At 63.5% G+C, this 25,129-nt stretch carries 26 protein-coding genes; 13 read left to right on the top strand and 13 right to left on the bottom strand.

All coding sequences use genetic code 11. The annotated features are described in order from the left end of the window. Position 1: 1 nt before the first annotated feature. The 8 genes from AB4Z43_RS04200 to AB4Z43_RS04165 all read right to left on the bottom strand — a co-directional run bounded on the left by AB4Z43_RS04200 (position 2) and on the right by AB4Z43_RS04165 (position 7,241). Positions 2-1,006: a xanthine dehydrogenase family protein molybdopterin-binding subunit gene (locus tag AB4Z43_RS04200; RefSeq protein WP_010910368.1), complete on the bottom strand. Its 1,005-nt coding sequence runs from the start codon at positions 1,004-1,006 to the stop codon at positions 2-4. A 1-nt stretch (position 1,007) separates the two neighbouring features. Further along, positions 1,008-2,375, bottom strand: a complete 1,368-nt coding sequence (locus AB4Z43_RS04195) for a xanthine dehydrogenase family protein molybdopterin-binding subunit (protein WP_019859225.1) — start codon at positions 2,373-2,375, stop codon at positions 1,008-1,010. Between the two features lie 126 nt (positions 2,376-2,501). Beyond that, positions 2,502-2,984 carry a (2Fe-2S)-binding protein gene (locus AB4Z43_RS04190; protein WP_019859224.1) on the bottom strand — a complete coding sequence of 161 codons (483 nt, stop codon included), beginning with the start codon at positions 2,982-2,984 and terminating at the stop codon, positions 2,502-2,504. Positions 2,985-3,044: 60 nt separating this feature from the next. Beyond that, the gene (locus AB4Z43_RS04185) at positions 3,045-3,839 is read right to left on the bottom strand and encodes an FAD binding domain-containing protein (protein WP_019859223.1); all 795 of its coding nucleotides are present in this window, start codon (positions 3,837-3,839) and stop codon (positions 3,045-3,047) included. Then, the gene (locus AB4Z43_RS04180) at positions 3,806-4,297 is read right to left on the bottom strand and encodes an SRPBCC family protein (RefSeq protein WP_441936035.1); all 492 of its coding nucleotides are present in this window, start codon (positions 4,295-4,297) and stop codon (positions 3,806-3,808) included. The genes AB4Z43_RS04185 and AB4Z43_RS04180 overlap by 34 nt, the downstream gene beginning before the upstream one ends. A gap of 107 nt (positions 4,298-4,404) precedes the next feature. Further along, on the bottom strand, positions 4,405-5,232 hold the full coding sequence (locus AB4Z43_RS04175; RefSeq protein ID WP_441936033.1) for a helix-turn-helix domain-containing protein: 828 nt from the start codon (positions 5,230-5,232) through the stop codon (positions 4,405-4,407). Between the two features lie 205 nt (positions 5,233-5,437). After that, entirely contained in the window at positions 5,438-6,436 is a 999-nt protein-coding gene (locus tag AB4Z43_RS04170; protein ID WP_019859219.1) for an ABC transporter permease, read from the bottom strand. 61 nt (positions 6,437-6,497) lie between these two features. Next, positions 6,498-7,241: an ATP-binding cassette domain-containing protein gene (locus tag AB4Z43_RS04165; protein ID WP_027047043.1), complete on the bottom strand. Its 744-nt coding sequence runs from the start codon at positions 7,239-7,241 to the stop codon at positions 6,498-6,500. 440 nt (positions 7,242-7,681) lie between these two features. On the opposite strand from AB4Z43_RS04165, the gene AB4Z43_RS04160 reads away from it, so the two are divergent. Further along, positions 7,682-8,671, top strand: coding sequence for a sugar-binding protein (locus AB4Z43_RS04160; protein ID WP_019859217.1), 990 nt, complete (start codon positions 7,682-7,684; stop codon positions 8,669-8,671). Between the two features lie 183 nt (positions 8,672-8,854). Continuing rightward, on the top strand, positions 8,855-9,637 hold the full coding sequence (locus tag AB4Z43_RS04155) for a FadR/GntR family transcriptional regulator (protein ID WP_019859216.1): 783 nt from the start codon (positions 8,855-8,857) through the stop codon (positions 9,635-9,637). Positions 9,638-9,718: 81 nt separating this feature from the next. On the opposite strand, the gene AB4Z43_RS04150 is transcribed toward AB4Z43_RS04155, so the two are convergent. Further along, positions 9,719-10,657, bottom strand: coding sequence for an NAD(P)-dependent oxidoreductase (locus AB4Z43_RS04150; protein WP_441936030.1), 939 nt, complete (start codon positions 10,655-10,657; stop codon positions 9,719-9,721). A 118-nt stretch (positions 10,658-10,775) separates the two neighbouring features. On the opposite strand from AB4Z43_RS04150, the gene AB4Z43_RS04145 reads away from it, so the two are divergent. Both AB4Z43_RS04145 and AB4Z43_RS04140 read left to right on the top strand, forming a co-directional pair. Next, positions 10,776-11,672, top strand: a complete 897-nt coding sequence (locus tag AB4Z43_RS04145; protein WP_441936028.1) for an NAD-dependent epimerase/dehydratase family protein — start codon at positions 10,776-10,778, stop codon at positions 11,670-11,672. Between the two features lie 103 nt (positions 11,673-11,775). After that, complete coding sequence (locus AB4Z43_RS04140) at positions 11,776-12,552, top strand: FadR/GntR family transcriptional regulator (protein ID WP_027047041.1); 777 nt, start codon at positions 11,776-11,778, stop codon at positions 12,550-12,552. Positions 12,553-12,704: 152 nt separating this feature from the next. Here the strand turns inward: AB4Z43_RS04140 and AB4Z43_RS04135 are convergent, their stop codons facing one another. Further along, positions 12,705-12,995 carry a DUF3175 domain-containing protein gene (locus AB4Z43_RS04135; RefSeq protein ID WP_038647836.1) on the bottom strand — a complete coding sequence of 97 codons (291 nt, stop codon included), beginning with the start codon at positions 12,993-12,995 and terminating at the stop codon, positions 12,705-12,707. A gap of 177 nt (positions 12,996-13,172) precedes the next feature. Here AB4Z43_RS04135 and AB4Z43_RS04130 point away from each other — a divergent pair, with 177 nt between their 5' ends. The 7 genes from AB4Z43_RS04130 to AB4Z43_RS04100 all read left to right on the top strand — a co-directional run bounded on the left by AB4Z43_RS04130 (position 13,173) and on the right by AB4Z43_RS04100 (position 21,243). Continuing rightward, positions 13,173-14,402 (top strand): MFS transporter, encoded by a 1,230-nt coding sequence (locus tag AB4Z43_RS04130; RefSeq protein WP_027047040.1) that lies wholly within the window; start codon positions 13,173-13,175, stop codon positions 14,400-14,402. Positions 14,403-14,530: 128 nt separating this feature from the next. Then, positions 14,531-15,559 (top strand): LacI family DNA-binding transcriptional regulator, encoded by a 1,029-nt coding sequence (locus AB4Z43_RS04125; RefSeq protein ID WP_027047039.1) that lies wholly within the window; start codon positions 14,531-14,533, stop codon positions 15,557-15,559. A gap of 308 nt (positions 15,560-15,867) precedes the next feature. Continuing rightward, positions 15,868-16,995 (top strand): sugar ABC transporter substrate-binding protein, encoded by a 1,128-nt coding sequence (locus AB4Z43_RS04120; protein ID WP_202359632.1) that lies wholly within the window; start codon positions 15,868-15,870, stop codon positions 16,993-16,995. Positions 16,996-17,070: 75 nt separating this feature from the next. Continuing rightward, on the top strand, positions 17,071-18,618 hold the full coding sequence (locus tag AB4Z43_RS04115) for a sugar ABC transporter ATP-binding protein (protein WP_441936024.1): 1,548 nt from the start codon (positions 17,071-17,073) through the stop codon (positions 18,616-18,618). Further along, positions 18,615-19,595 carry an ABC transporter permease gene (locus AB4Z43_RS04110; RefSeq protein WP_019859206.1) on the top strand — a complete coding sequence of 327 codons (981 nt, stop codon included), beginning with the start codon at positions 18,615-18,617 and terminating at the stop codon, positions 19,593-19,595. The genes AB4Z43_RS04115 and AB4Z43_RS04110 overlap by 4 nt, the downstream gene beginning before the upstream one ends. Continuing rightward, entirely contained in the window at positions 19,592-20,578 is a 987-nt protein-coding gene (locus AB4Z43_RS04105) for an ABC transporter permease (RefSeq protein ID WP_019859204.1), read from the top strand. Before AB4Z43_RS04110 ends, AB4Z43_RS04105 begins: the two co-directional genes overlap by 4 nt. A 116-nt stretch (positions 20,579-20,694) precedes the next feature. Next, complete coding sequence (locus tag AB4Z43_RS04100) at positions 20,695-21,243, top strand: gluconokinase (protein WP_202359633.1); 549 nt, start codon at positions 20,695-20,697, stop codon at positions 21,241-21,243. Positions 21,244-21,329: 86 nt separating this feature from the next. Here the strand turns inward: AB4Z43_RS04100 and AB4Z43_RS04095 are convergent, their stop codons facing one another. Beyond that, the gene (locus AB4Z43_RS04095) at positions 21,330-21,779 is read right to left on the bottom strand and encodes an RrF2 family transcriptional regulator (RefSeq protein WP_019859201.1); all 450 of its coding nucleotides are present in this window, start codon (positions 21,777-21,779) and stop codon (positions 21,330-21,332) included. 249 nt (positions 21,780-22,028) lie between these two features. Continuing rightward, positions 22,029-23,015: a sulfate ABC transporter substrate-binding protein gene (locus tag AB4Z43_RS04090; protein ID WP_019859200.1), complete on the bottom strand. Its 987-nt coding sequence runs from the start codon at positions 23,013-23,015 to the stop codon at positions 22,029-22,031. 246 nt (positions 23,016-23,261) lie between these two features. On the opposite strand from AB4Z43_RS04090, the gene AB4Z43_RS04085 reads away from it, so the two are divergent. Next, the gene (locus tag AB4Z43_RS04085) at positions 23,262-23,543 is read left to right on the top strand and encodes a type II toxin-antitoxin system TacA family antitoxin (RefSeq protein ID WP_064983733.1); all 282 of its coding nucleotides are present in this window, start codon (positions 23,262-23,264) and stop codon (positions 23,541-23,543) included. After that, complete coding sequence (locus AB4Z43_RS04080; protein ID WP_441936163.1) at positions 23,543-24,028, top strand: GNAT family N-acetyltransferase; 486 nt, start codon at positions 23,543-23,545, stop codon at positions 24,026-24,028. Before AB4Z43_RS04085 ends, AB4Z43_RS04080 begins: the two co-directional genes overlap by 1 nt. 52 nt (positions 24,029-24,080) lie before the next feature. On the opposite strand, the gene AB4Z43_RS04075 is transcribed toward AB4Z43_RS04080, so the two are convergent. Beyond that, a complete protein-coding gene (locus AB4Z43_RS04075; RefSeq protein ID WP_441936020.1) occupies positions 24,081-25,121 on the bottom strand; it encodes a sulfate/molybdate ABC transporter ATP-binding protein in 1,041 nt (346 codons plus the stop codon). Positions 25,122-25,129 lie beyond the last annotated feature (8 nt).

Raw genomic sequence — 25,129 nt, 5'->3', positions numbered from 1 at the left:
GTCAGTTCGCCGCTTGCGCCTTGAGCGCGCGCAAAATGCGCTCCGGCGTGATCGGCAGCGTGTCGATGCGCACGCCGACGGCGTCGAAGACGGCATTGGCGACCGCCGGTATCTGCGGATTGGCGCACATTTCGCCCGGTCCCTTGGCACCGTAAGGACCATCCGCCGAAGGCCGCTCCAGGACGATGATCTCGGTTTGCGCGAGGTCGCCAGGACCGGGCATCAGATATTGGTTGAAGTCGGTGCCGCCATGGTCGCGGTTGGGATAATAGGGCTCGGTGGTTTCGTAGAGCGCGTGGCTGATGCCCATCCAGGAGCCGCCGACCAGCTGCTGCTCGACCATTTTCGGGTTCAGCGCACGGCCGATCTCGAAGACGTTCTTGACCGTTAGAACCGTGACCTCGCCGGTCTCGTCGTCAACCTCGACTTCGGCCACGGTGCAGGCGTGGGCGTAGCAGGTCGACGGCTTCATCGCGCCGGTTTCCTTCTCCGGATAGGAGCGCGGGATCAGGAACATGCCGCGGCCCGATATGGACCGGCCGCGCTTGAAATGCGCCGACAGCGCGACATCGAAGATCGAGATCGATTTCTGCGGCGCGCCCTTGACCAGTATGTTGCCCTGGCCGTCGGTCTCAAGATCGGAAGCATTCACTTCCAATTCCTCGGCCGCCACTTCCAGCATCACCTGGCGGGCTTCCCTGGCCGCCTGGATGACGGCATTGCCGGCGCGGTGCGTGCCGCGCGAGGCGAAGGTGCCCATGCAGTGCGGACCGGTGTCAGTGTCGGCGGTGTCGACGACGACGCGGTCGGTGGGCACGCCGATCGTCTCGGCGCAGATCTGCGCCATGATCTGCTTCATGCCCTGGCCGAGATCGACGGAGGACAGCGTCACCATGAAATTGCCGGTCGGCGTCGAATGCACCAGCGCCTGGGTCGGGTCGCCGCCAAGATTCATGCCGGTGGGATAGTTGATCGCGGCGACGCCGCGTCCACGCCGGATCGCCATATCAGGCTCCCTTCCTGTAGGAGGACATCGCCATGAATTTCTCCGCCACCGGCCAGTTGGCGGCGCGCGACGCTTCCTGCATACACTCGATGAGTGCTGCCCCTTCCGTCGGCTGGCGGTGTGCCTTCATGTCGCCGTCGCGATAGGCGTTGATGAAGCGGAATTCGAGCGGGTCCATGCCGATCAGCCGCGCCAGCTTGTCCATCTGGACCTCCAGCGCGAAATCGCCGATGGTGACGCCGAAGCCGCGCATGGCCGAGGACGGCGTGCGGTTGGTGTAGACGCAATAGGTGTCGATCCAGACATTGGGGATGGTGTAGGGGCCGGGATAGTGCCCGGCACCTTTCTGCGCGCCATAGGGCGAGTGGCGTGAATAGGCGCCGGCATCGGTGTAGCCTGTGACCTTGCGCGCGACGATGCGGCCATCGTTCATCACGCCATCCTTGATGACCACCTTTTCGGCGGCGCGGGGCGAGGAGATCTGCATCTCCTCCTCACGGCTGTAGACAAAGGAGACCGGCCGGCCCGTGAGCTTGGCGCCGAGGATGGCGATAGGCTCGACGATGACGTCGACCTTGCCGCCAAAGCCGCCGCCGACGGTGCCGCCGACGAAATGCAGCTTCGAGCCCGGCATCTGCAGGATGATCGAGGTGTTGTCGAGGGTGAAGAACATCGCCTGCGTGTTGGTGTAGCAGGTGAAGCGGTCATTGCCTTCGGGCGCCACCACGCAACCGGTGGTCTCGGTCGGCGCATGCTCGATCGGCGAGGATTGGTAGCTCTGCTCCAGGATGTGGTCGGCGCTGGCGAACCCCGCCTCGACATCGCCGAAGCGGACCTTGCGGCACTCGCCGCTGTCATAGAGATAATAGTTCTGGCCGTGATATTCGTTGACCAGCGGCGCGCTGGGCTTCAGCGCTTCCTCCATGTCGAAGACGGCCGGCAGCACTTCGTAGTCGATCTTGACCTTGGCGGCGGCCTCCTGCGCGGCGCGCTCGGTCTCGGCCAGCACCGCCACCACGGCCTCGCCCTTCCAGCGCACCTTGCCGTCGGCCAGCACCGTCTCGTCCTCAGGGCCGATCTGGATGAGGATCAGGATGGTGTAGACATTGTGCGGCACATCCCTGGCGGTGAGGATTTTCACCACGCCGGGATGCTTCTCGGCCTCCGAGGTATCGATGCTGCGGATGCGGGCATGGTGGTGCGGGCTGCGCACCATCTTCAGGTGCAGCATGCCGGGAAAACTGCGGTCGGCGAAAAAGGCAGTCTTGCCGGTGACATGGCCGGGTGAATCCGAACGGGGCCGGGGCTGGCCGATTTCGTGCAGATCGTCCTTGCGGACATCGGCGAAGTAGTTCTTGCGCAGTTCCATCTTTGCTTCCCCTCAGAGCATGATGCCGAAAAGTGTGAAGCGGTTTTCGGACGACATCATGCTCTATCTCTTTGATTTAGAGCCGGATTCGGATTTCAGGTCGAACAGACCTGAAATCATCCGGCTCTAGGCCGCGTTCTGCGAATTGGCGCGGGCCGAGGTGAGCACCGCCTGGATGATCGGCTCGTAGCCCGTGCAGCGGCAGATATTGCCCGACAGCGCCTCCACCACCTCGTCGCGGCTGGGGTTGGGCGTGTGGTCGAGCAACACCTTGGCGGCCATGATCATTCCCGGCGTGCAGAAGCCGCATTGCGTGGCGAAGGTGTCGAGGAAGGCGCGCTGCAGTGGATGCAGCACGCCGCCTTCGGCAAGGCCGGATGTCGTGGTGATGGCAGCGCCATTGCAGGTTTCGGCTAATGTCAGGCAGGACAGCCTGAGTTCGCCGTCGATGATGACCGAGCAGGCGCCGCATGTGCCCTGGTGGCAGCCGCCTTTCGGCGAAGTGTCGCCGATCTTGTCGCGCAAAGCGTTGAGTAGCGTCGTGCCGCTGTCGATGAATTCGGCTTTCTCGGAGCCGTTGAGCGTGAATTGAACCGGGACCTTCGCCATGTTTCCTCCTTGCGCGCCTGCCCGACGGATCGGACAGACGCGCGCCCCCCAACGGTGATTTCAGGCCAGCAGCAGCCGGCCGAGATGGACCGGCAGGACTTCAGCGCGGTACCAGGCGCTGGCGATCGGATCTGTGATCGGCGCAATGCCCTCGGTGGCGGCGGCCAGTGCTGCCGCGATGCCGTTCTGGTCGAGTTTCTTTCCTTTGAGCGCCTTTTCCGCCGCCTTGGCCCGCATTGGCCGGTCGGCCATGCAGCCAAGCGCGATCCGCGCCGAGGACACGGTGCCGTCGGCAGCCTGTTCCAGAACGGCCGCGATGCTGAGCACCGAAACGCCTTTGGGCTTGACCCGCGACACTTTCAGAAAGCGGAAGCCGTCGGCCTTCGGCAGCGTGAAGCTCACTGACGTGACGATGGAGCGGCTGCCGTCCCGCCTGGCTAGAAAAGTCTCGATCGGCAATTCGCCATCCTCGGTGCCGACCGCGGCGTCGAGCGCCAGCAAGGCCACGGCGAAATCGCCATAGGGCGCTGGCGCGAACAGATTGCCGCCGACGGTCGCCATGTTGCGGATCGCCGGACCCCCGACGGCGCGTGCGGCCTTTGCGAGGGGGCCAAGGTCGGGATGACGAGCGATCGCCGCCATGGTCACCGAAGCGCCGATGCGGACCTTGCCGCCGGCGGCCGCGATGGCCGACAGGGCCGGGTCGGTCGACATGACAAGGCCGGAGACTGAAACATCGCCTTCATTGGCCGCGCGGACCACGAGGGTGCCGCCGCCGAGATAGCGGGTGCCGGCCGCCTTCAGCGCTGCGTTGGCGTCCTTCACGGTCGGGAAAGTCTGGAGGGCAAGCGCCATGGAACGCTCCTGTTTTCAGTCCTGGCCGGAAAATGGCTCTTCAGGGCGTTGAAACCGCCCTGGAAGACGTTGGCGCCCATGCCGGCGGCGATCTTGTCGGCTTCTTCGGGCGCTGCGTCGAAGCTGGCGGTCCATTCGGCATAGGTGCGGTCGCCATCGGTGACACGCCTGAGCTGCAGCGTCGCCTTGTGGTTGGTCAGCGGCTGCGGCGTTTCCAGGATGGAATAGCTGACGAGGTAGTTCTCATCGGAAAAGTCGAGCAGTTTTTCGCGCAGCCGCGCGCCGGTGATCAGCTCGAAATTGCGCACGCAGCCGATCGTCGAGGCGTTCTTGCCGTCCTCGATATGGCTTTCGACCATGCGCGGATGCCAGCCCGGCAGGCCGTTGAAATCGCGTATGCGCGCCCAGACCTTTTCGACCGGCGCGTCGATGACGCTGGAGATGGTGACTTTTGCCATAGGACGTTCCCTTGCGAATGCGACAGTCGGGCAAGGGTAGGGCGCCTTTCACGGCAGCACTTATCAAAGCGTCTTGCGCGCGTATCAAGGAGTCTGAAAAAGCAGGCTCAGGCGGTTGCCCGCGCGGCCTCGCGGTAGAGCGTCGGCGGCACGCCGACATGGTCGCGGAAGAAGCGCGAGAAATTGCCCTGCGTGGTGAAGCCGAGATTGCAGGCAACCGAGATCAGCGGCTCCTGCGACCACTGCAACTGCCGCACCGCTTCCTCCATGCGCAGCGTGTTCCAGTAGACATTGGGCGTCAGATTGGTCTGTTCCTTGAACAGGGCGAAGAAATGCGGCCGCGACAGGCCGACGCTTCGCGCCACATCGTCGAAGGAAATGCGCTCGCAGACATTGGCCTTCATCAGCTGGATGGCCTTGCGGACGCGGAAGTCCTGCATGGTGTTGATGCGGGTGCGCGCCTCCTGCGGCGCAGACGCATCGGCGGCATCGAGCACCGAATCGATGAAGCGCTCGATCTCGTAATTGGCGACGTCGTCGACGCTCTCATTGTCGGTCAGATGGTCGAGCAGGCTGGCGGCGGCCTGGTGCAGCCATGGCTCGAGCGTGATCTTCGCCTGGGCAAACAGCGGCGCGGAGGAGGGCAGGTCGCGGCGGCGGCGCGCCCAGTCGGGATCGATGTAGAAGGCGAGAAACAGACCTGGCGTCCCGTTTTGCGACAGGACGTGGCTGTGCGGCTGGAAGGAATTGATGCCGGCGGCGGTGCGGGGGCCGAGCCGCACCGTCTCGCGGCCGATGGTCATCTCGCCGGCGGTGCCTTCGAGCCAGATGATCAGATGGGCCTCGACATGGGCATGGGTGACGAAGTCGCTCGCGACATTCAGGACAGAAACATGTCCGAACCGGCCCCAGTAGAGCCTGATCGCTTCCGTCATGGGTATATCCTCCCGCAGGCGACTGGCCTCCCTTCGTCTGCATCGAGGATTGTGCGGCCGGTTTCCGGCTTCCGTCAAGGCATCGGCCGTTGGCCGATAGGCAGGGCGAGCCGCTTCAGGCGATTTTCAGACTGAGCGATAGGAGGTGAAACGAATAACGCCGGCACTTTCCTTCTCCCACCAGGGAGAAGGAAAGGCGCTTGAATCAGTCGCTGCGCCTGAAATTGCGGATGCGGTCGAACAGCACCGCCAGCAGGATGGCGCCGCCGATGAAGGTGCCTTGCCAGAAGGCATTGATGCCGAGCAGGCCAAGGCTGTTGCGGATGACCTCGATGAGGGCGGCGCCGACAATGGCGCCGAAGGCGGTGCCGACGCCGCCGGCCAGGTTGGCGCCGCCGATGACCGTGGCGGCGATCACCTGCAGCTCCATGCCGGTACCGAGATTGGTGGTGACGGCGCCGAGCCATCCGGTCTGGATGATGCCGGCAATGCCCGCCGACAGTGCCGAGATCATGTAGACGGCGACCTTGATCTGCTTCACCGGGACGCCGGTCAGCGTCGCCGCGTGCTCGTTGCCGCCAATGGCGAAGATGTGCCGGCCGAACTTGGTCCAGCGCAGGATGAAGCCGGTGATCAGCGCCAAAAGGATCATGTAGAGCACCGGATTGGCGATGCCGAACACCCAGGCGCCGCCGCCGAGCGCCAGCAGCTTGTCGTGGTCCGGCCCGAACTGGAAGACGACGGTGTTGTTGGAGGCGACCATGGCCAGGCTGCGGGCAATCGACAGCATGCCGAGCGTCACCACGAAAGGTGGAAAGCCGAGATAGGCGGTCAGGATGCCGTTGAAGGCACCGATGGCGAGCGCGGTGGCGATCGAGGCAAGGATGCCGATCTCGATCGAATAGCCGGCATGCATGGTGACGGCCAGCACCATCGACGACAGGCACAGAACCGAGCCGACCGAAAGGTCGATGCCGCCGGTGATGATGACGAAGGTCATGCCGAGCGCGACGATGGCGACGAAGGTGATGTTGCGGGTGATGTTGTAGAGGTTCTTCGACGTTGCGAAGGCGTCGGTGGCGAACGACAGGAAGATGCAGGCGAGGATGACGGCGATCACCACCCAGAAGGTCTGGGTGGAGAACAGCCGCGACAGGAAAGTGTGCTGCTTCTGCGCGATCGTCTGATCAAGGGTGACTGCCATTATCGACCTTTCCTGCCGGCGGCGATGCACGCCAGCCTGGTGAAATCCGGATTAGCCGCGCTCACGAGACCTGCTCGATGGCGCCAGTGATGAGCCCGGTGACCTCCTCGGGCGAACTCGACGCGATTGCCTTGTCGGCGACCTTGCGTCCGCGCCGCATGACGATGACGCGGTCGGCGACGTCGAACACGTCGGGCATGCGGTGGCTGATCAGCACCACCGCTATGCCCTGGTCGCGCAGATGGCGGATCAGGTTGAGCACTTCGGCGACTTGCCTGACCGAGATCGCCGCCGTCGGTTCGTCCATCAGCACGATTTTGGCCTGCGACAGCATGGTGCGGGCGATCGCCACCGCCTGGCGCTGGCCGCCCGACATCTGCTTGACGAGATCGCGCGGGCGGGTCTCGGACTTCAGCTCGGCGAACAGCTGGCCGGCGCGCTTGTACATCGCGGCATAGTCGAGAATGCGGAATGGACCGACGCCGCGCCGCAGCTCGCGGCCGAGATAAACATTGGCGGCGGCCGTCAGATTGTTGCAGAGTGCAAGATCCTGATGGACAATTTCGATGCCGTGCTGGCGGGCCTCCGCCGGCTTGTTCAGGATCAATTCCTTGTCGTCCATGCGCATGGTGCCATGGCTCGGATGGAAATTGCCGGCGATCATCTTGACCAGCGTCGATTTGCCGGCGCCATTGTCGCCCATCAGGCCGACGACCTGGCCGGGTTCGATCGACAGCGACACGTCGTTGACAGCCTGGATGGCGCCAAAATGCTTCGAGATGTTGGTGAGTTCGAGAACCGCCACCAGCCTGTTGCCTCCCATGTCTTGCTGCATGCCTTTTCCAGGTCGCAGCTCCGATATCGTGCTCCCCATTCCTCCCGGAAGCAACGATCTTCGGCATTTACGCGAATGCCTACTCGGGCGTCAATTGTCGAAATTGGCTATTTGTCAGACGAATAGTGACATGTGCTTCTGAAAAATCCGTTTTGTAGGACAAATAGCAATTGACGTTGGCGCCGCGCCGTTATTAGTTGATGGTCGGAGAAAGATTTCCGGTCCTGGGCCTTTGTCGCGGCGGGACCGGTGGGAGGTTATCGGCCGTTCCGGCACGTTGCCGGTCCGGTCGCATCTGAAAATGCTTATCGGCCTTGCCCGGCGGCACGAGCGTTGGCTCTGCCATCTCGCATCAAGTCGATTTGTATGGCGGGCACGCCGTGTCCGTTTGTTTCCAAGGGAGGACTGACATGAGGAAAACAGTATTGCTCGCCGCCGTCGCCGCCATGGCGCTGGGCGCCGGGCCGGCTTTGGCCAAGAAGCAGCTCGTCATCGTGGTGAAAGGTCTCGACAACCCGTTCTTCGAAGCCATCCATCAGGGCTGCGAGAAATGGAACAAGGAGAATGCCAGCTCGGAATATGAGTGCTTCTACACCGGTCCGGCGTCGACGTCCGACGAGGCCGGCGAGGCACAGATCGTCCAGGATATGCTGAGCAAGCCCGACACCGTTGCGATGGCGATTTCGCCGTCCAACGCGCCGCTGATCGCGCAGACGATCAAGAGCGCCAATCCGTCGATCCCGATCATGACCGTCGACGCCGACCTTGCCAAGGAAGACGCAGCCCTTCGCAAGACCTATCTCGGCACCGACAACTACCTGATGGGCAAGAAGATCGGCGAGTACATCAAGAAGGCCAAGCCGAAGGGCGGCACGATCTGCACGATCGAAGGCAATCCGGCTGCCGACAACATCCTGCGCCGCGCACAAGGCATGCGCGACGCTCTGACGGGCAAGGAAGGTCTCGCGACACTTGCCGGTGAAGGCGGATGGACGGAAGTCGCCGGTTGCCCGGTGTTCACCAATGACGACGGCGCCAAGGGCGTTCAGGCGATGACCGACATCCTCGCCGCCAACCCCAAGCTCGACGCCTTCGGCATCATGGGCGGCTGGCCGCTGTTCGGCGCGCCGCAGCCTTATCGTGACCTGGTTGGACCGCTGAAGGACCGGCTGGCCAAGAACGACTTCGTCATCGGCGCCGCCGACACGATCGGCGACGAAGTGGCGATCGCCAAGGATGGTTTGGTCACCGCGCTGGTCGGCCAGCGGCCTTTTGAAATGGGCTACAAGGCGCCGTCGGTGATGATCGACCTGATCGAGGGCAAGAAGGTCGACGATCCGGTCTTCACCGGCCTCGACGAATGCACCAAGGATACGGTCGACACCTGCATCCAGAAATAGGTCTTCCGATCCGGGGCGCTCGGCAACGGGCGCCCCGTCAATTCCTGAGCGAGACGCCGTGGCAAGGGGCAACAGGCTCCGGCCTTGACGCGTCCGTGGTTTGGATTTTTCGGTGACGGGATCGGCGCGCCAAAGGGTTCGGAGTATCTCCGGGCGACAGGCGGCCGACCTATTGGAACGTGGATGCCCCAGGACAAGGCAAAGAGACAAGCCAGCCGGGCCAAGGCGCAAGCCAGCCGCGATCCGGCGGTCGTGCGCAGGGCGGATGCGGCGCACTTTCCCGGGTCCAGTGTTCATGCCTCGCTCGCCAGCGAGATTGGGCTGCGGATCGTGCGCGGCGACTATCCGCCCGGCAGCATCCTGCCCAACGAGGCCAAATGGGCGGAGACGTTCAATGTCAGCCGCTCGGCGGTGCGCGAGGCGATCAAGATGCTGATGGCCAAGAGCCTTCTGGCATCACGTCCCAAGATCGGCAGCTGGGTCGAACCGAAGGAGCGCTGGAACCTGCTCGACCGCGACGTGCTTGCCTGGTACGCGACCGCACCCGACCGTGAAACCTTCCTGCGCACCGTGCAGGAGTTCCGCCATATCATCGAGCCGCAAGCATCCGCCTTCGCCGCCATGCGGCGCAGCGACGAGCAGATGGCCGAGATCAGCCTGGCCTGCCGCGAGATGGGGGAGGCTGCGAACCTGCCGGAACGCATCCGTGCCGACACGCGCTTCCACCTCGCCATCCTGCGGGCCTCGGGCAACGACCTGCTGGTGCCGCTCGGCGTGCTGATCGAGTCCGCACTAGACCATCTCTTCGTTTTCACGACACGCCAGGTCAGCGACCAGAACCGGGCGCAGAAACTGCACGAGGCGATCGAGAAGAACATCCGCCTGCAACGGCCGGCGGCGGCGCGCAATGCCGTGCACAAGCTGCTCGCCGACACCGATGAGGGGATCGGCAGCCGGCGGCGGTAGCCGTCCGGCCGTTAGAGCAATTCCCGGGAAAGCGCGTAGCGCTCTCCCTAGGGAGTTGCGTCAAAACAAAGAGTTAGAGCCTTAAATCGTCTGCTTCTTACCATCCTTGGTCGGCATCAGGTCGACGCCGTTGACCTTGCCGATATGCGTCGCCAGCATCGGCACGAACTGCTCGGCCGGGCCGGTGGCATGGGCGCCGGCGAAGGAGTTCTTGGTGGCGTTGCCGAGCGGGTTGGCGATGCCGGCGGCACCCGCCATCGATTCCAGATAGGTCAGGTCCTTGAAGGCGTTGGCGATGGTGAATTTGTGGGCGTCGCGGTCGCCTTCCAACGTCCAGCGCATGAAGGTCTGGTAGAAGCCGCAATCCATGCGCCCGTTGCGGATGACGCTGTCGAAACGCGGCGGTGAGATGCCGACCTTTTCGGCCAGGGCCAGCGCCTCGGAATAGATGGCGGCGTAGCCCAGCGAAATGAAATTGTTGAGCAGCTTCATGCGGTGGCCATCGCCGGTGTCGCCAATGTGGACGATGCGGCCGGCCCAGGTCTCGATCACCGGCTTGACCCTGGCAAAGACGGCGTCGGGTGCGCCGACCATGGCGTCGAGCGTGCCTTCCCAGGCTTCCTTCGGCGTGCGGCTCAGCGGCGCGTCGACATAGTCGATATCAAGCGCCTTGAGTTCGGCCGCAAGCGCCACGGTCGAGACCGGGTCCGAGGTCGAACAATCGACGACGACCGAGCCTTTCTTCAAGCCTTCCTTGAGGCCGCCGGGGCCGCGGATGATGGCTTCCACTTCGCGCGAACCGGTGACGCAGATGAAGACGATATCGGACGCTGCAGCGACATCGCGCGAGGTCGACGCCTCCTTGGCGCCGCGGCCGAGGAGGTCCTCCGCGGGTTTGCGGTTCTTGCGGCCAAGGAATGTCAGGGGATAGCCCTTGTCGACGATATTCTTGGCAATGCCGTGCCCCATCAGTCCAAGGCCGATGAAGCCGATCTTTTCGCGCGCGGTGGTGGTGTTCATGTCGTCGTCCTATCCCGGATTATCGATAATTGCGCCGCTGTTTTAGCCATATGCGGTTGCAGAAAGCAATATTGTCTGACAATAGACGGTAATTCCAGAGCCTGTCATGGAGACCAGAATGACGAAGCGGATCATGTTCACCGGCGGCAGCGGCAAGGCTGGGCGCCATGTCGTGCAATATCTTGTCGAACAGGGCTGCCAGGTGCTCAACATCGACACCAAGCCGCTCGACAATCCCAAGGTGCGCACGCTGGTCACCGACATCACCGATAGCGGGCAGGTGTTCAACGCGCTGTCGAGTTATATGGGCCTGCACGAATTCGACCCCTCGCTGCGCCCGCAGCCGGTGGATGCGGTGGTGCATTTCGCTGCCATCCCGCGCATCATGATCACGCCGGACAATGAAGTGTTCCGCATCAATGCGATGGGCACCTACAATGTCATCGAGGCGGCGGTGAAGCTCGGCATCCGCAAGGTGATCGTCGCCTCCTCGGAGACGACCTACGGCCTGGTTTTCGCCAACGAACCGCGCGACCCCAAATATTTCCCGCTCGACGAGGAGTATGACGTCGACCCGATGGACAGCTATGCGCTGTCCAAGATCGTCAACGAAAAGACCGCGCGTGCCTTCGCGCAGCGCAACGGCACCGACATCTATGCCTTGCGCATCGGCAATGTCATCGAGCCGCATGAATATTCGCTGTTCCCGAAATGGTTCGCCGATCCCGGTTTCCGCAAGCGCATCGCCTGGAGCTATGTCGACGCGCGCGATCTCGGCCAGATCACGCTGCGCGCCATCGAAAAGGACGGGCTCGGCTACCAGGTGTTCAACGCCGCCAATGACGACACTTCGTCCGACCTGCCGACGGCCGAACTCCTGAAGCGATTCTATCCCAACGTGCCGGTCAAGGCCGAACTCGGTGAGTACGAGACGCTGCTGTCGAACCGCAAGGCGCGCGATATGCTGGGCTTCCGTCCGGAGCATAGCTGGCGCAAATACGTCAAAACCGCCTGAGCAAGCAGGCAAAACGGGGTTGGGCTGTGCATAGCGGCGCGCTTTGTGGCCCAACCGCCCGGTGGTGCTTGACAGCTTCCGCAAACCGGCCTTTCTGAAGTCCATGCGGGACGCAAAGCCGAACAAGGAAAAATCGCCGAAAAAGCCGGCATCCGCCGAACGCCCCTCCGGTGTTCGCCGGCCCGACGCGGCACGCATTCCCGGCGCTAGCGTGCACACGTCGCTGGCCAGCGAAATTGGCCTGCGGATCGTGCGCGGCGATTATCCGCCCGGTACCATCCTGCCCAATGAGGCGAAATGGTCGGAAACCTTCAGCGTCAGTCGCTCGGCGGTGCGCGAGGCGATCAAGATGCTGATGGCCAAGAGCTTGCTTGCTTCACGCCCCAAGATCGGCAGCTGGGTCGAGCCCAGGGAACGCTGGAACCTGCTCGACCGTGACGTGCTCGCCTGGTACGCGACCTCGCCCGACCGCGAGGTGTTTCTGAAGACGGTGCAGGAATTCCGCCACATCATCGAGCCGGAAGCCACCGCCTTCGCCGCCATGCGGCGGACCGACGAGCAGATGGCCGAGATCAGCCAGGCCTGCCGCGAGATGGGGGAGGCGGCCAGCCTGCAGGAACGCACGCGCGCCGACACACGCTTCCACCTGGCCATCCTGCGCGCATCCGGCAATGATCTTCTGGTGCCGCTCGGAGTACTGATCGAATCCGCGTTCGACCATCTCTTCACCTTTACGACACGGGCGGTCGACGATCTCAATCACGTGCAGAAGCTGCATGAGGCGATCGAGAAGAACATCCGGCTGCAACGCCCGGACGCAGCGCGCGCCGCGGTGCGCAAGTTGCTCGCCAACACCGATCACGTGATCAAGTCGCGCTAGGGTGTGTTGATATTCAGGTGATGCCGGCCTGCGAACGGCAGTTTTCTGCGCTTCCGGTGCTCACGTACCCAAACGTACGCTGCGCGCCGGTTCTCGAAAACCACCATTCTCGGCTCGGCCTGACCTGAATCTCAATACACCCGAGGCTGGAGCTAACCTTCCTTCTCGCGGCCGAAGGCCACGCGCAGTTCGTCCTTGGCGTGCTCGAGCACTCGCCTGCGCGTGGCGGGCAGGTTCTTGCCGGCGCGGTTGATATAGAAATTCAGCATCGACATGGCGGATTGAAAAGGTTCGGCCTTGCGGCGGTGGCTGTGTTCGGCCGACCGTTTGAGCGAGGCGGCGATCTTCCTGGCATCGTCGGACTCGAAGATGTGATCCTCGAGATCCATAGCGTTGCTGTGCTCGGTCACCTCGGCCGACCATTTCTGCCTGGCAGCGGTCATGGCTGGCACTCCTTTGCGGTTTGATGGTCGGAAAACTCCAGACATTGGCGTCGGTTCCCGCCTTCTGTCCGCTCTGGAGCCACGGATTTGCCTGCTGTGGCGCTGCTGCACGCAGAGAATGCGCCGATAGTGGCGCAAACGGTGGCCGGTTTTCGAGACCGCCGACAGGAAACGCCATTGACCCGAACCGACCTGAACCGGCCGAGCCCCGGCATAGACAGTTCCTACGCCTGGGTGCGCCTGGCCATATCGATGGTGTTGGCGACGATCGGTGGGGTCGGCATGTGGGCTGTCGTCGTGGTGCTGCCCGCGGTGCAGGCGGAGTTCGGCGTCGACCGCGCCGCGGCATCCATGCCCTACACCGCGACCATGGTGGGCTTCGCCGCCGGCAATGTGTTGGTCGGCCGCGCCATCGATCGCATGGGGTATTGGATCCCGGCGCTGATTTCCTCCGTGGCACTCTCGGCCGGCCTGCTGCTTGCCGCACTTTCGACCTCGATCCTGCAATTCACCCTTGCGCAAGGGTTGCTTATCGGTGTCGGCACGTCGGTGATCTTCGGGCCGCTCATCGCCGACATCTCGCACTGGTTCAACCGCCGGCGTGGCGTCGCCGTCACGGCGGCGGCGGCCGGTAATTACCTCGCCGGAACGCTCTGGCCGACCATCATGCCGACGCTGATCAAGGCGGAAGGCTGGCGCTTCACCTATGCCGCGATCGGCATCTTCTGCCTGGTCACCATGGTGCCGTTGGTGCTGATGCTGCGGCGCGGCGCTCCTGAGGCTACCGCCGCCGGCTCACCGGGAAGCCGGTCTGTGCAGCCGATTCCCATGTCGCCGGCGGCGCTGCAGGCGCTGCTGGTTGTCGCCGGCCTTGGCTGCTGCGTGGCGATGTCGATGCCGCAGGTGCATATCGTCGCCTATTGCATGGATCTTGGCTACGGCATTGCGCATGGCGCCGACATGCTGTCGATCATGATGGCGGCGGGCGTCGTCAGCCGGCTCGCTTCGGGCTTCATCGCCGATCGCATCGGCGGTGCGAAGACCCTGGTCATCGGCTCGGTGCTGCAATGCCTGTCGCTGCTGTTTTACATTCCGTTCGACGGGCTCGCCTCGCTCTACGTCGTGTCGTTGGTGTTCGGCCTGTCGCAAGGCGGCATCGTGCCCTGCTATGCGATCATCGTGCGCGAATACCTGCCGGCCAAGGAGGCCGGCCAGCGTATCGGCATCGTCATGATGGCGACGATCTTCGGCATGGCGATCGGCGGTTGGATGTCGGGCTGGATCTACGACCTGACCGGATCCTACGCCGTAGCCTTCCTCAATGGCATCGCCTGGAATTTGCTGAACATAGTGGCGATCGGGCTGTTCATGTGGAAGGCAAGGCAAAGGGCCGTCATGGCAGCCTGAGGCGCGCCTCGGCTTGACAATAGGCAGGCACTGCGCGACCCCAGACATCAAGGGTTGCGGCGATAGGCCGGTGAGATGGCGGCAGCTGAGATGATCGTACTGCGGATGTGTGCAAGCGGACCTCGGCCTTGATCAAGCCGCGCTCGCGCCGCGGCGGCGGCCGCCCGACCATAGCGGATGTCGCGCGCAAGGCCGGCGTCGGCGCCATCACCGTGTCGCGGGCGCTGCGCGAGCCGGAGCGCGTCTCGGAAGAATTGCGCCGTCAGATCCAGGCCGCCGTCGACGAGCTCGGCTATGTGCCGGACCCCAATGCGCGCGCGCTGGCCTCGGCGCGCGCCGAGGTGTTCGGCGTGCTGGTGCCATCGCTCACCAACAACGTCTTCGCCGAGGTGGTGCGCGGCATCTATGACAGCCTGTCGGACAGCCCGTTCCGCATCCAGCTTGGCAACACGCACTATTCCGGGCTCGAGGAGGAGCGGCTCTTGCAGCTGTTCGGCTCGCAGCGGCCGGCAGCGCTGATCGTCGCCGGCATCGACCAGACGCCTACCTCGCGAAAACTGCTCGAAAATGCCGGCTGCCCCGTGGTGCAGGTGATGGAGACCGGGCCCGATCCCGTCGACATGATGGTCGGCTTCTCGCATTTCGACGGCGGCAGGACGGCGACCGAGCACCTGATCGAGGCAGGGTATCGCCGCATCGGCTTCATCGGCGCGCGCATGGACCCGCGTTCGCAGCGGCGCCTCGCCGGCTACCGCGCGGCGATGGAGAAGGCCGGGCTGTTTGATCCGCGCCTGGTCACCACCACGCCGGTGCTGTCTAGCGTGCCGCTTGGGCGAGAACTGTTCCGCGATGCCCTGGCCAAGATGCCGACGCTCGACGGCGTGTTCTGCAACAATGACGACATCGCGCTCGGTGTGCTGTTCGAATGCCACCGCGCCGCGATCGATGTGCCCAAGACCATCGGCATCGTCGGTTTCAACGATCTCGACATGATGCAGGTGGCGTTTCCCTCGATCACCAGCATCCGCACCTACCGCTACGAAATCGGCAGGCGTGCCGTGGCCATGGCACTGGCGGCGATCGCCGGTGACCGGCCGCAGGAGCGGGTCGTCGATCTCGGCTTCGAGCTCAAGCGCCGCGAGAGTACAGCCCGCTGAACCCGCTTTCTAGAAGACGCTCAAATGGTGCTTTACACAACGTTATGGTAGCGCTACCATTTTTCTGAACGAGCCTCGCCTCTGAAGTGCTGGGTTTGTTTATTATACATAAGCAACAGCTCATGCTTGTTTATTATGTATAATATGATAGTTTTTCTTCGATCGACGGGGACGGCAAAGGGGAGGTGGCGCAAAGGTCGTTGGCACCTGGGTAGGCGTGACTGGGCAAGGCGGGAGGGCCTGCCGGAAACGCGAGAATTGCATGAAACTGAAGCAACAAATCAGAACTGCAATCGGGAGGATTATCGATGATCAAGTCAATCGTCGGTGGCATCGTTGCCGCCACTGCATTCGTTATGTTGAGCTCGTCGGCGATTGCCGCGGGTCCCGAAATCGTCAAAGGTCCGGCTGCCGAGCCTGACTGTTTCGCGCCCTGGGCCGCTGACACCCAATTCTTCAAGTTCCCCAAGAAGGCTGGGCCGTACCGCATCGCGCTCGCCAATGGCTATATCGCCAATACGTGGCGCATCCAGATGGTGCAGACCGCGAAGGCCTATGCGGCGCAGAAGGACGTCGCCGCGAAGCTGAAGGAATTCAAGGTCGTCTCGACCGGCGAAGATGTGCCGGCGCAGATTTCGGCGATCAACAACTTCATCGATTCCGGTTATGACGCGATCGTCGTCAACGCGCAGAACCCGACCGCATTCGGGCCAGTGATCAAGCGCGCCAAGGAAGCCGGCGTCGTGCTGGTTGCCTTCGACAACATTCTCGACACCAAGGACGCCATCAACGTCAATGTCGACCAGAAGGGTCTTGGCGAGCTGTGGGGCAAATGGTTGGTCTCCCATGTGCCGAATGGCGGCAAGGTGCTCGAGGTGCGCGGCGTTGCCGGCACGTCGGTCGACACTGACCGCCACACTGGCATCCACGAGGTTCTCGATGCCTCCGGCAAGAAATGGGCCGTCACCGAGGTCGTCGGCAAGTGGGACGACGGCGTTGCGCAAAAGGCTTCGGCCGATGCGATCGCCACCAACGGCCCCTTCGACGGCGTCACCGGGCAGGGCGGCGACACCGGCATCGTGCAGGCGATGATCGATGCCAAGCATCCCTTCGTGCCGTTCGGCGGCGAGACCGAGAACGGCTTCCGCAAATTCTGCGCGGCCCATGCGGCCGACGGGTTGAAGTGCTCGTCGGCCGGTACTGGCCCGGCGCAGGTGGCGGTTGCCATCAAGACGGCGATCGCGGCGCTTGAAGGCAATGTCGTCCCGCAATCGGTCAAGCTGCCGCTGGCGATCGTCGAGGATCCAAACTTCAAGGCTGGTCAGGATTTCTTCCCCGACCAGTCCGACAATTTCTTCGTCGGCAATTCCTTCCCGACCTGCGGCATCAATTTCACCGCACAGGAAATCATGGGGCAGACCAAGGCGGACCAGTAGGCTGCACTCCCGGCGCCGTGGGATCTCCCGCGGCGCCGGTCAATTGATACGCTCAAAGCGCCCCGGGGAGGGCCGATGGACAGTGCGGTTCCGCTCTTTCAGATGGAAGGCATATCCAAGCGCTATGGTGGCGTGCGAGCTCTGGAAAAGGCGGAGCTTGTCGTCACATCCGGCAGCATCCACGCTATCCTTGGCGAAAACGGCGCCGGCAAGTCGACGCTGATCAAGGTCATGGCCGGTGTCGTGGCGCCCGATGAGGGCCGCATGACGCTGGATGGCCGTGAGGTGACCTTCCTGTCGCCAGCCGCCGCCAACCAGGCAGGCATCGTCTGCATCTTCCAGGAGCTGTCGCTGGTTCCAGATCTCAGCGTCGCCGACAACATCGTCATTTCCGATCCGCCCAAACGCTTCGGCATGATCGACCGCAAGGCGCAACGTCGCGTCGCAGAGGAAGCCCTTGCGCGCGCTGGCGCGGCCGACATCCATCCGCTGGCGCTGGTCAAGGACCTTCCCCTTTCAAGAAGGCAGATGGTCGAGATCGCCAAGGCGCTGGCCAGAAAGCCACGCATTCTCATCCTCGACGAGGCGACATCGGCGCTCACGGCGGCGGATGTCTCGAAGATTTTTGGCGTCCTGAAACGGCTGCGCTCGGAAGGGCTGGCGTTGCTATACATCTCGCACCGCATGAACGAGATCGCCGAACTTGCCGATCAGTGCACGGTGTTCCGCAATGGCCGCAAAGTCGCCAGCTACAAGGCCGGCTCGAAGAGCGACAATGAGGTGGTCGAATTGATGATCGGCCGCGAATACAGTCACATCTTCCCGCCCAAACCGGCGACCGTGCCAGCTACAGCCGCACCCAGGCTTGAAGCCCGCAAGCTTTCCTGGGCCGACCGGCTGCACGACATCTCGCTGACCGTCAGGGCAGGCGAGGTGGTCGGCCTCGGCGGTCTCGACGGCCAGGGCCAGCGCGAATTGCTGCTTGCCTTCTTCGGCGTGCTGCGCGGCCTTTCCGGCGAGGTGCTGATCGACGGCAAGCCGGTGGCGATCAGCAGTCCCGCGGCGGCCCGCGAGGACGGCATCGGCATGGCGCTGATCCCCGAGGACCGCAAGACCGAAGGCTTGATGCTGCCGATGACGGTGCGCGAGAATCTGTCCTTCGCCGCGCTCGATCGCTTGTCCAAGGGCGGCATCATCGACCGCGCCGCCGAACAGCGGCTGATCGACGATATGGTCGGCCTGCTCGCGATCAAGACGGCGGGCCTCGATATTCCGGTCGGCGCGCTGTCGGGCGGCAACCAGCAGAAGGTGGTCATCGCCAAATGGCTGATGCGCCAGCCGCGCATCATCCTGCTCAACGACCCGACGCGGGGCATCGATGTCGGCACCAAGCAGGAGCTCTATCAGCTGATGCGCAAGCTGGCGGACGCCGGGGCCGCGATCCTGTTCTATTCGACCGACTATGACGAGCTGATCGGCTGCTGCGACCGCGTGCTGGTGCTCTACGACGGCGCGGTCAAGCGCGAACTGGTCGGCGCCGAGATCACCGAGCGGGCGCTGATAGCGAGCGCGCTCAACATCCATGGCGAGGAGAGCCCGGTGGGCCTGGGAGCAAGTGCGTGAAAGATTGGCGCTACTGGCTGGCAGAGCAGCGCGGAACGCTGCTGGCGCTCGGCATCTTCATCGTCATGTTCATCATCTACACCTCGAACCACCCGGCCGGCTTCACCGCCAATGTGGTGCAGACGGCGGCGAACAAGGGCGTGCTGCTCGCCTTCGTCGCCATGGCGCAGACGCTGGTGGTGATCACCGCCGGCATCGACCTGTCCGTCGGCATGATCTTTCTGCTTACCAACTGCCTGGCCTCCTGGCTGGTGGTGGGCACGCCCATGCAGACGACGCTCGGCGTCATCGCCGTGCTGGCGGTCGGTCTTCTGTGCGGCGCCATCAACGGCGCCATCGTCATCTACGGCCGGCTGCAGCCGATCGTCGCCACCATCGCCACCGGCGCCGTCTTTTACGGCATCGGCCTTCTGCTGCGGCCCTTTCCAGGCGGCTCGGTCAATGAGGACCTGGCCGATGCGATGACCGGACGCGTCTTCGATGTGGTGCCGGCGAGCCTCGTCGTGCTGTTCGCCATCGTGTTGTTGATCTGGGTGCCGTTCAGCCGCTCGGTGCTTGGCCGTGCTGCCTATGCGGCGGGATCGTCGGAGACGGCGGCCTATATGTCGGGCGTTCCGATCAGGCGCGGCAAGTTCGCCGCCTACACGCTGGCCGGGCTGCTGGCCGCGATCGGCGGGCTGTTCCTGACCTTCTTCACCTATACGGGCGACGCTGCCTATGCCAGCGGCAACGCCTACACGCTGTTCTCGATCGCCGCCGTGGTGCTGGGCGGTGTCTCGCTGTTCGGCGGCAAGGGCAGCGCCATCGGCGCCATCTTCGGCGCGCTGGCCTTCCGCACCATCGGCGATCTGTTGTTCGTGTTCGATTTCGATCCGCTCTGGCAGCCGCTGTTCCAGGGGGTTATCCTGCTGATCGCGGTCAGCCTCGGCGCCTTCGCCCTGTTTCGGGTCCGCAACCGGCTGGAGTGGTTCCTGTGAGCGAAACGACATTGGGCGGCATTGCCGGCCGCATGCCGAAATTCATCCGCCGCGCCGATCCGGCTGTGCTGACGGCATTCGCCTGCATCGTGCTGTTGCTGTTCCTCGGCAGCCTTTATTCCAGAAGCTTCCTGTCACCTGAATATCTGCTGCAGCAGTTGAAGGTGGCCTCGTTCCTCGGCGTCATCGCCACCGGCATGATGCTGGTCATCCTGCTCGGCCAGATCGACCTGTCGGTGCCGTGGTCGGTGGCCGCGGGCGCCATGATGGCCTGCGCGGCGGCCGCCTACGGCCCGGTCGGCGTGGTGCTGGCCATTCCGTTCGGCATCTTCTGCGGCGTGCTGATCGGCGTCGTCAACGGCATCGGCGTCGCCTATCTGCGCATTCCCTCGATGATCATCACGCTTGCCACCAATGCCGTCGCGCAAGGGCTGATGGTGGTCTATACCGGCGGTTTCTCGCCCCAGGATTCGGCCACGGGCGCGATGCGCTACCTCGCCACCGGCTTTGCCGTTCCAGGCGTGCCCAATGCGGTCATCATCTGGGCGCTGATCGGGGCGGCGATGGTCTTCGTGCTGACTCGCACCGGCTTTGGCCGCACCGTCTACGGCATCGGCAACCGCGAGCGCGCTGCCTATCTATCCGGCATCGACACAAGGCGCGTGGTGATGATTGCCTTCGCCGTCTCCGGGGGACTCTCGGCCTTTGGCGGCGTGTTGCTGGCCGGTTATGCCTCGAAGGCGGCGCAGTCGATGGGCGATGCGTATTTGCTGCCGTCGATCGCCGCAGTGGTGCTCGGCGGCACCTCGATCCTCGGTGGGCGCGGGTCCTATCTCGGCACCGTCGCCGGCGTCATCCTGATCACGCTTCTGCAATCCATCCTGTCGGTCATGCAGATGCCGGAGGCGGGGCGGCAGATCATCTATGGCGTCGTCATTGTCGCCATGCTGCTGCTCTACGGCCGCGCGCCGGCAAGCCGCTAGAGCCGGATGATTTCAGGCCGGATCGACCTGAAATCTGAATCCGCCTCTAAATCAAGGAGATAGAGCATGATGTCGTCCGAAAACCGCTTCACACTTTTCGGCATCATGTTCTAGCCGTGGACGAAGAAGCAGCGCAGGCGCGGGCGGGCGCTCCCGGTTCGGTGCCTCCGGCGATTGTGGTGATGGGCGTCGCCGGATGCGGCAAGTCGGCTGTCGGCATTGCGCTGGCGGCCGCGCTGGGGGCCGTCTTCATCGAAGGCGACAGGCTGCATCCGCCGGAGAATGTGGCGCGCATGGCAAGCGGCGAGCCACTTACCGACCAGTTGCGTGAGGGCTGGCTCGACGCCATCGGCGAGCGCATCGCGGCGTCGGTCGGCGAAGGGCAGGGCGTGGTCGCGGCCTGCTCGGCGCTGAAGCGCGGCTATCGCGAGCGCCTGCGCGGTTTTTGCCCCGACATCGTCTTCCTCTATCTGGAGATCGATCCGGCGACGGCAAGGCAGCGGGTCGCCAGCCGCAAGGGCCATTTCATGCCGGCAAGCCTGGTCGACAGCCAGTTCGCCATTCTCGAGCCGCCGGGGAGCGATGAGCGGGCGCTGACAATCGACGCGACGCGTCCCGTCGCCGATGCCGTTGCGGACGCGATGCGTCTGCTGGCCAATTCATGAGCCGGTACCGTCGCCTGTCATGGCATCGCCATGGGCGATCATGGAACCTTGCTATGACAAACGCCGCCCCCAGCCGTCGATCTAGACTAAATCTGCGAGGAGAGCTCGACCGGGAAATCGTCGTTATCGGCATCGCGCATGGCGGCGAGGCTTCTGTTATCGAGCACCTCGGCAATGGCCTGGCGCACTTCCAGCATCATGTGCCGGACCTGGCAGGTCGCCTCGTCGCAATCCTCGCAGCGCTGGTACTGCGTGCGGCTGGCGCAGGGGATCGGCGCCAGCGGGCCGTCCAACACGCGCACGACATGGCCGATCTTGATCTCGGAAGCCGGGCGAGCGAGGCGATAGCCGCCTTCCTTGCCCTTGCGGCTCTGGACAAAGCCGGCATTGCGCAATTCGCCCAGAATGGCATCGAGGAATTTCTTCGGGATGTTGTTGGCGACAGCAATGTCGTTGACGAAGGCCAGTTGGCCCGCCGGCAGGCCAGACAGATGCACGAGGGCCTTTAGGCCGTATTTGCCTTTTTTTGTCAGCATGCCCGAGTCAACCCGTTGAAGCCCCAACCACCCCGCATCTGGCGGCTGTTTGTGTGCAAATAATGACGGTTTCGCCGCACGATGATATTTCGCGAAAACAAGACGCCGAATAGCACGTTAGGCACAAACGCGTTGATTCTTTGTAACGTTTTGCCGGGATGATGCCGTATTCGTCCTGGCTGATGGCAAAAACGAAGAAAGCCGGCTCACTGCCGGCTTTCCTCATCTGTTCAATCCATGCCGCAACCGTCAGCGGCTGCCATAGGCTTGGTCGAGCAGGCCGCCGGCGGCAAAGTGCTCTTTCTGGATCTTGTCCCAGCCGCCGAAGACGTCTTCCACCGTCAGCAGGCGCACGTCCGGGAAATCGGCCTTGTATTTGGCGGCGACGGCTGCATCACGCACCCGGTTGCCGTTCTGGGCTAGGATGTCCTGGCCCTCGGGCGTGTAGAGGAAATCGAGATAGGTCTTGGCCAGTTCGCGCGTGCCGTGCTGGTCGGCGACCTTGTCGACGATCGCCACCGGGAATTCGGCGAGCAGGCTGACCGAAGGCGTGACCTGCTCGAACTTGTCGTCGCCATACTCCTTGCGAATGCCGCGCGTCTCGGATTCGAAGGTGATCAGCACGTCGCCGATCTCGCGCTGCACGAAGGTGGTGGTCGCGGCGCGGCCACCCGTGTCGAAGATCGGCACATTGTTGAACAGCTTGGTGATGAACTCCTTCACCTCGGCGTCGTCGCCCTTGAAGGCTTCCTTGGCGTAGGCAGTGGCGGCCAGATAGGTGTAGCGCGCATTGCCCGATGTCTTCGGGTTGGGGAAGATCACCTGCACGTCGTCGCGCACCAGATCGTTCCAGTCCTTGATGTGCTTGGGATTGCCGGCACGCACAAGGAATGAAGGCAGCGAATAGAAGGGCGAGGCGTTGTTGGGGAAGTCCTTCTGCCAGTCGGCGGAGACGAGCCCTTTCTTGACCAGGAAATCGACATCGGTGACCTGGTTGAAGGTGACGACATCGGCGCCAAGCCCTTCGGCAATGGCGCGGGCCTGCGCCGAGGTGCCGGCATGCGACTGGTCGACTGTCACGCCCGGATGCCCGGCGACGAAGGCCTTGTTGACCTGGACGAACAGTTCGCGGCCGACGTCATAGGAGGCGTTGAGTAGCTTGTCGGCCGACCAAGCTTGGGAGGATGCGAGGAACAGGCCGGCAACGGTGGCAACGCCAAGGAAAAATCGCTTCATGAAAAGGCTCCGGATGCAATGCGTTATGGCTAGACCATAGCCGTGGCGCAGGGGGCGGGGCGAGGCATGGGTTCCAGAGCTTGGCGCTCGTCGCTAGAAAAACCGTTGCCCGAACTGGCGGATCGTAGCATTTTCTTTCAGGTGGGTTCGCTCTGTCTGGCCGGCCCCTTCAGTCCCTCCTGGCAAGGCAACAAGTAGATACACATTGTGTATGCGAAGTGCTATGATGCCGGAAAGGAGTCCTCCATGACAAAGGCCGCCCCTGAGAACCACGCCAAGCCTGTCAATCTGCGTATCCGAGAGGACATGCGCATACTAATTGACCGCGCCGCGAAAATACGCGGGAAAACCCGCTCCGACTTCATGATCGACGCCGCCTACCGTTCGGCTGAGGAGACGCTGCTCGACCAGACCCTGATCAAGGTGGATCCGGAGAGTTACCGGCATTATCTCGACATCCTTGACAAACCGCCAAGCGGGGAGGGTTTTGCGCGCCTTATGAACGCGCCCAAGCCATGGCAGGACTGATGCTATTGGCGCCGGCGCCCCTGGCCGAAAACCACGATCTCGAACTTTTCCAAAGTGGGACTGAAAGCCTCCACCAATGGCTTCGCCGTAGGGCGCGGGCCAACCAAGTCGGTGGCGCGTCTCGGACTTATGTGGTGGCGGAAGGCGCTCGGGTTGTCGGCTATTACTGCCTGTCTTCGGGCGGGCTTGATCTTGCGGAGGCGCCTGGCCCCATCCGTCGCAACATGCCGGATCCCATCCCAATGGTCGTACTCGGGCGCCTTGCCGTGGACGCAGGCTGGCAAGGCAAGGGGCTGGGTGCCGCGCTCCTGCAAGACGCCGTTCTGCGCGCCGGCCACGCCGCGACGATCCTCGGGATTCGCGGCATTTTCGTTCATGCCATATCGGATGAGGCGAAAGCCTTCTACGAGCACTACGGCTTCGCGGCTTCTCCGAAGCATCCAATGACCTTGGTGCTATCGTTGAAGGGCCTGGTAAAAGCTTAGGTCACTGCCATCGGTCCGAGATGTCCCTTTGGCGTACCAAATCACCGTGGCCCTAGGCCGCGGGAAACAGCTTCCAACGCCCCGGACGGAACGCCACCCGGCTCTTCTGCGCCGCGGGATGTCCGACGGGCAGTTCGATCTCGACCCGCTGGCGTTCGCCGCCGATCTCGAGTTCGACGCGCCGGGTGCCGGCGACGCGGCGGCTGGCGGCGACCGTGCCGGCGATGCAGCCGCTGCAGCCATCGAGCAGTTCGACGTCGTGCGGGCGGAAATAGAGCGTCGCCTCGCCCTCGGGCGCGTGCGGCGCCGACAGCCCGATCGGGCGATCAGCGAGCCAGATCTCGCCATTCTCGACCTTGACGGGAAGCGAGCTCGATTCGCCGATAAAGCCGTAGACGAAGGGTGAGTTCGGCGTGTCATAGATATCGTCGGCGGTGCCGACCTGCTCGATGCGGCCCTGGCTCATCACCACGACGCGGTCGGCAAGTTCCAGCGCCTCTTCCTGGTCGTGGGTGACGAAGACGGTGGTGTGGCCGGTGCGGTCATGGATCTCGCGCAACCAACGGCGCAACTCGCGGCGCACCTGCGCATCGAGCGCGCCGAACGGCTCGTCGAGCAGCAGCACCTTGGGTTCGATCGCCATGGCACGCGCCAGCGCGACACGCTGGCGCTGGCCGCCGGAGAGCTGTGCCGGATAGCGCTTCTCCAGCCCTGAAAGCTGGACGAGGTCGAGAAGCTCGGAAGCGCGACGGCGGATTTCTGCTGCCGGCGGCCGCGAGGCCCCGTGCCGGACCTTCAGGCCGAAGCCGATATTGTCGGCCACCGTCATGTGCCGGAACAGCGCATAGTGCTGGAAGACGAAGCCGACATTGCGCTCTTGGATCGACTTCTGCGAAGCATCCTCGTCGCCGAAGAAGATCCTGCCGCGCGTCGGCCGTTCCAGCCCGGCGATCAGCCTGAGCAGCGTAGTCTTGCCGGAGCCTGACGGCCCCAGCAAAGCGATCAGTTCGCCCGACTTGATGTCGAGCGACACGTCATGGAGCGCTGGAAACCGCTCGAACTCCTTGCGCACGTTGGCAACGCGAACTTCCATTTACAAAA

It is taken from the genome of Mesorhizobium sp. 2RAF45, from assembly GCF_052115225.1.
GTDB classification, from domain to species: Bacteria; Pseudomonadota; Alphaproteobacteria; order Rhizobiales; family Rhizobiaceae; genus Mesorhizobium; species Mesorhizobium jarvisii.
The sequence above is the reverse complement of the archived record's forward strand: the minus strand, read 5'-3'. Positions and strand labels throughout refer to the sequence as shown.

Coding starts and splice junctions, on each gene's coding strand:
- AB4Z43_RS04200 (WP_010910368.1), bottom strand. CDS start 1,006: ATGGCGATCCGGCGTGGACGCGGCGTCGCCGCGATCAACTATCCCACC.
- AB4Z43_RS04195 (WP_019859225.1), bottom strand. CDS start 2,375: ATGGAACTGCGCAAGAACTACTTCGCCGATGTCCGCAAGGACGATCTG.
- AB4Z43_RS04190 (WP_019859224.1), bottom strand. CDS start 2,984: ATGGCGAAGGTCCCGGTTCAATTCACGCTCAACGGCTCCGAGAAAGCC.
- AB4Z43_RS04185 (WP_019859223.1), bottom strand. CDS start 3,839: ATGGCGCTTGCCCTCCAGACTTTCCCGACCGTGAAGGACGCCAACGCA.
- AB4Z43_RS04180 (WP_441936035.1), bottom strand. CDS start 4,297: ATGGCAAAAGTCACCATCTCCAGCGTCATCGACGCGCCGGTCGAAAAG.
- AB4Z43_RS04175 (WP_441936033.1), bottom strand. CDS start 5,232: ATGACGGAAGCGATCAGGCTCTACTGGGGCCGGTTCGGACATGTTTCT.
- AB4Z43_RS04170 (WP_019859219.1), bottom strand. CDS start 6,436: ATGGCAGTCACCCTTGATCAGACGATCGCGCAGAAGCAGCACACTTTC.
- AB4Z43_RS04160 (WP_019859217.1), top strand. CDS start 7,682: ATGAGGAAAACAGTATTGCTCGCCGCCGTCGCCGCCATGGCGCTGGGC.
- AB4Z43_RS04155 (WP_019859216.1), top strand. CDS start 8,855: ATGCCCCAGGACAAGGCAAAGAGACAAGCCAGCCGGGCCAAGGCGCAA.
- AB4Z43_RS04150 (WP_441936030.1), bottom strand. CDS start 10,657: ATGAACACCACCACCGCGCGCGAAAAGATCGGCTTCATCGGCCTTGGA.
- AB4Z43_RS04145 (WP_441936028.1), top strand. CDS start 10,776: ATGACGAAGCGGATCATGTTCACCGGCGGCAGCGGCAAGGCTGGGCGC.
- AB4Z43_RS04140 (WP_027047041.1), top strand. CDS start 11,776: ATGCGGGACGCAAAGCCGAACAAGGAAAAATCGCCGAAAAAGCCGGCA.
- AB4Z43_RS04135 (WP_038647836.1), bottom strand. CDS start 12,995: ATGACCGCTGCCAGGCAGAAATGGTCGGCCGAGGTGACCGAGCACAGC.
- AB4Z43_RS04120 (WP_202359632.1), top strand. CDS start 15,868: ATGATCAAGTCAATCGTCGGTGGCATCGTTGCCGCCACTGCATTCGTT.
- AB4Z43_RS04115 (WP_441936024.1), top strand. CDS start 17,071: ATGGACAGTGCGGTTCCGCTCTTTCAGATGGAAGGCATATCCAAGCGC.
- AB4Z43_RS04095 (WP_019859201.1), bottom strand. CDS start 21,779: ATGCTGACAAAAAAAGGCAAATACGGCCTAAAGGCCCTCGTGCATCTG.
- AB4Z43_RS04090 (WP_019859200.1), bottom strand. CDS start 23,015: ATGAAGCGATTTTTCCTTGGCGTTGCCACCGTTGCCGGCCTGTTCCTC.
- AB4Z43_RS04085 (WP_064983733.1), top strand. CDS start 23,262: ATGACAAAGGCCGCCCCTGAGAACCACGCCAAGCCTGTCAATCTGCGT.
- AB4Z43_RS04080 (WP_441936163.1), top strand. CDS start 23,543: ATGCTATTGGCGCCGGCGCCCCTGGCCGAAAACCACGATCTCGAACTT.
- AB4Z43_RS04075 (WP_441936020.1), bottom strand. CDS start 25,121: ATGGAAGTTCGCGTTGCCAACGTGCGCAAGGAGTTCGAGCGGTTTCCA.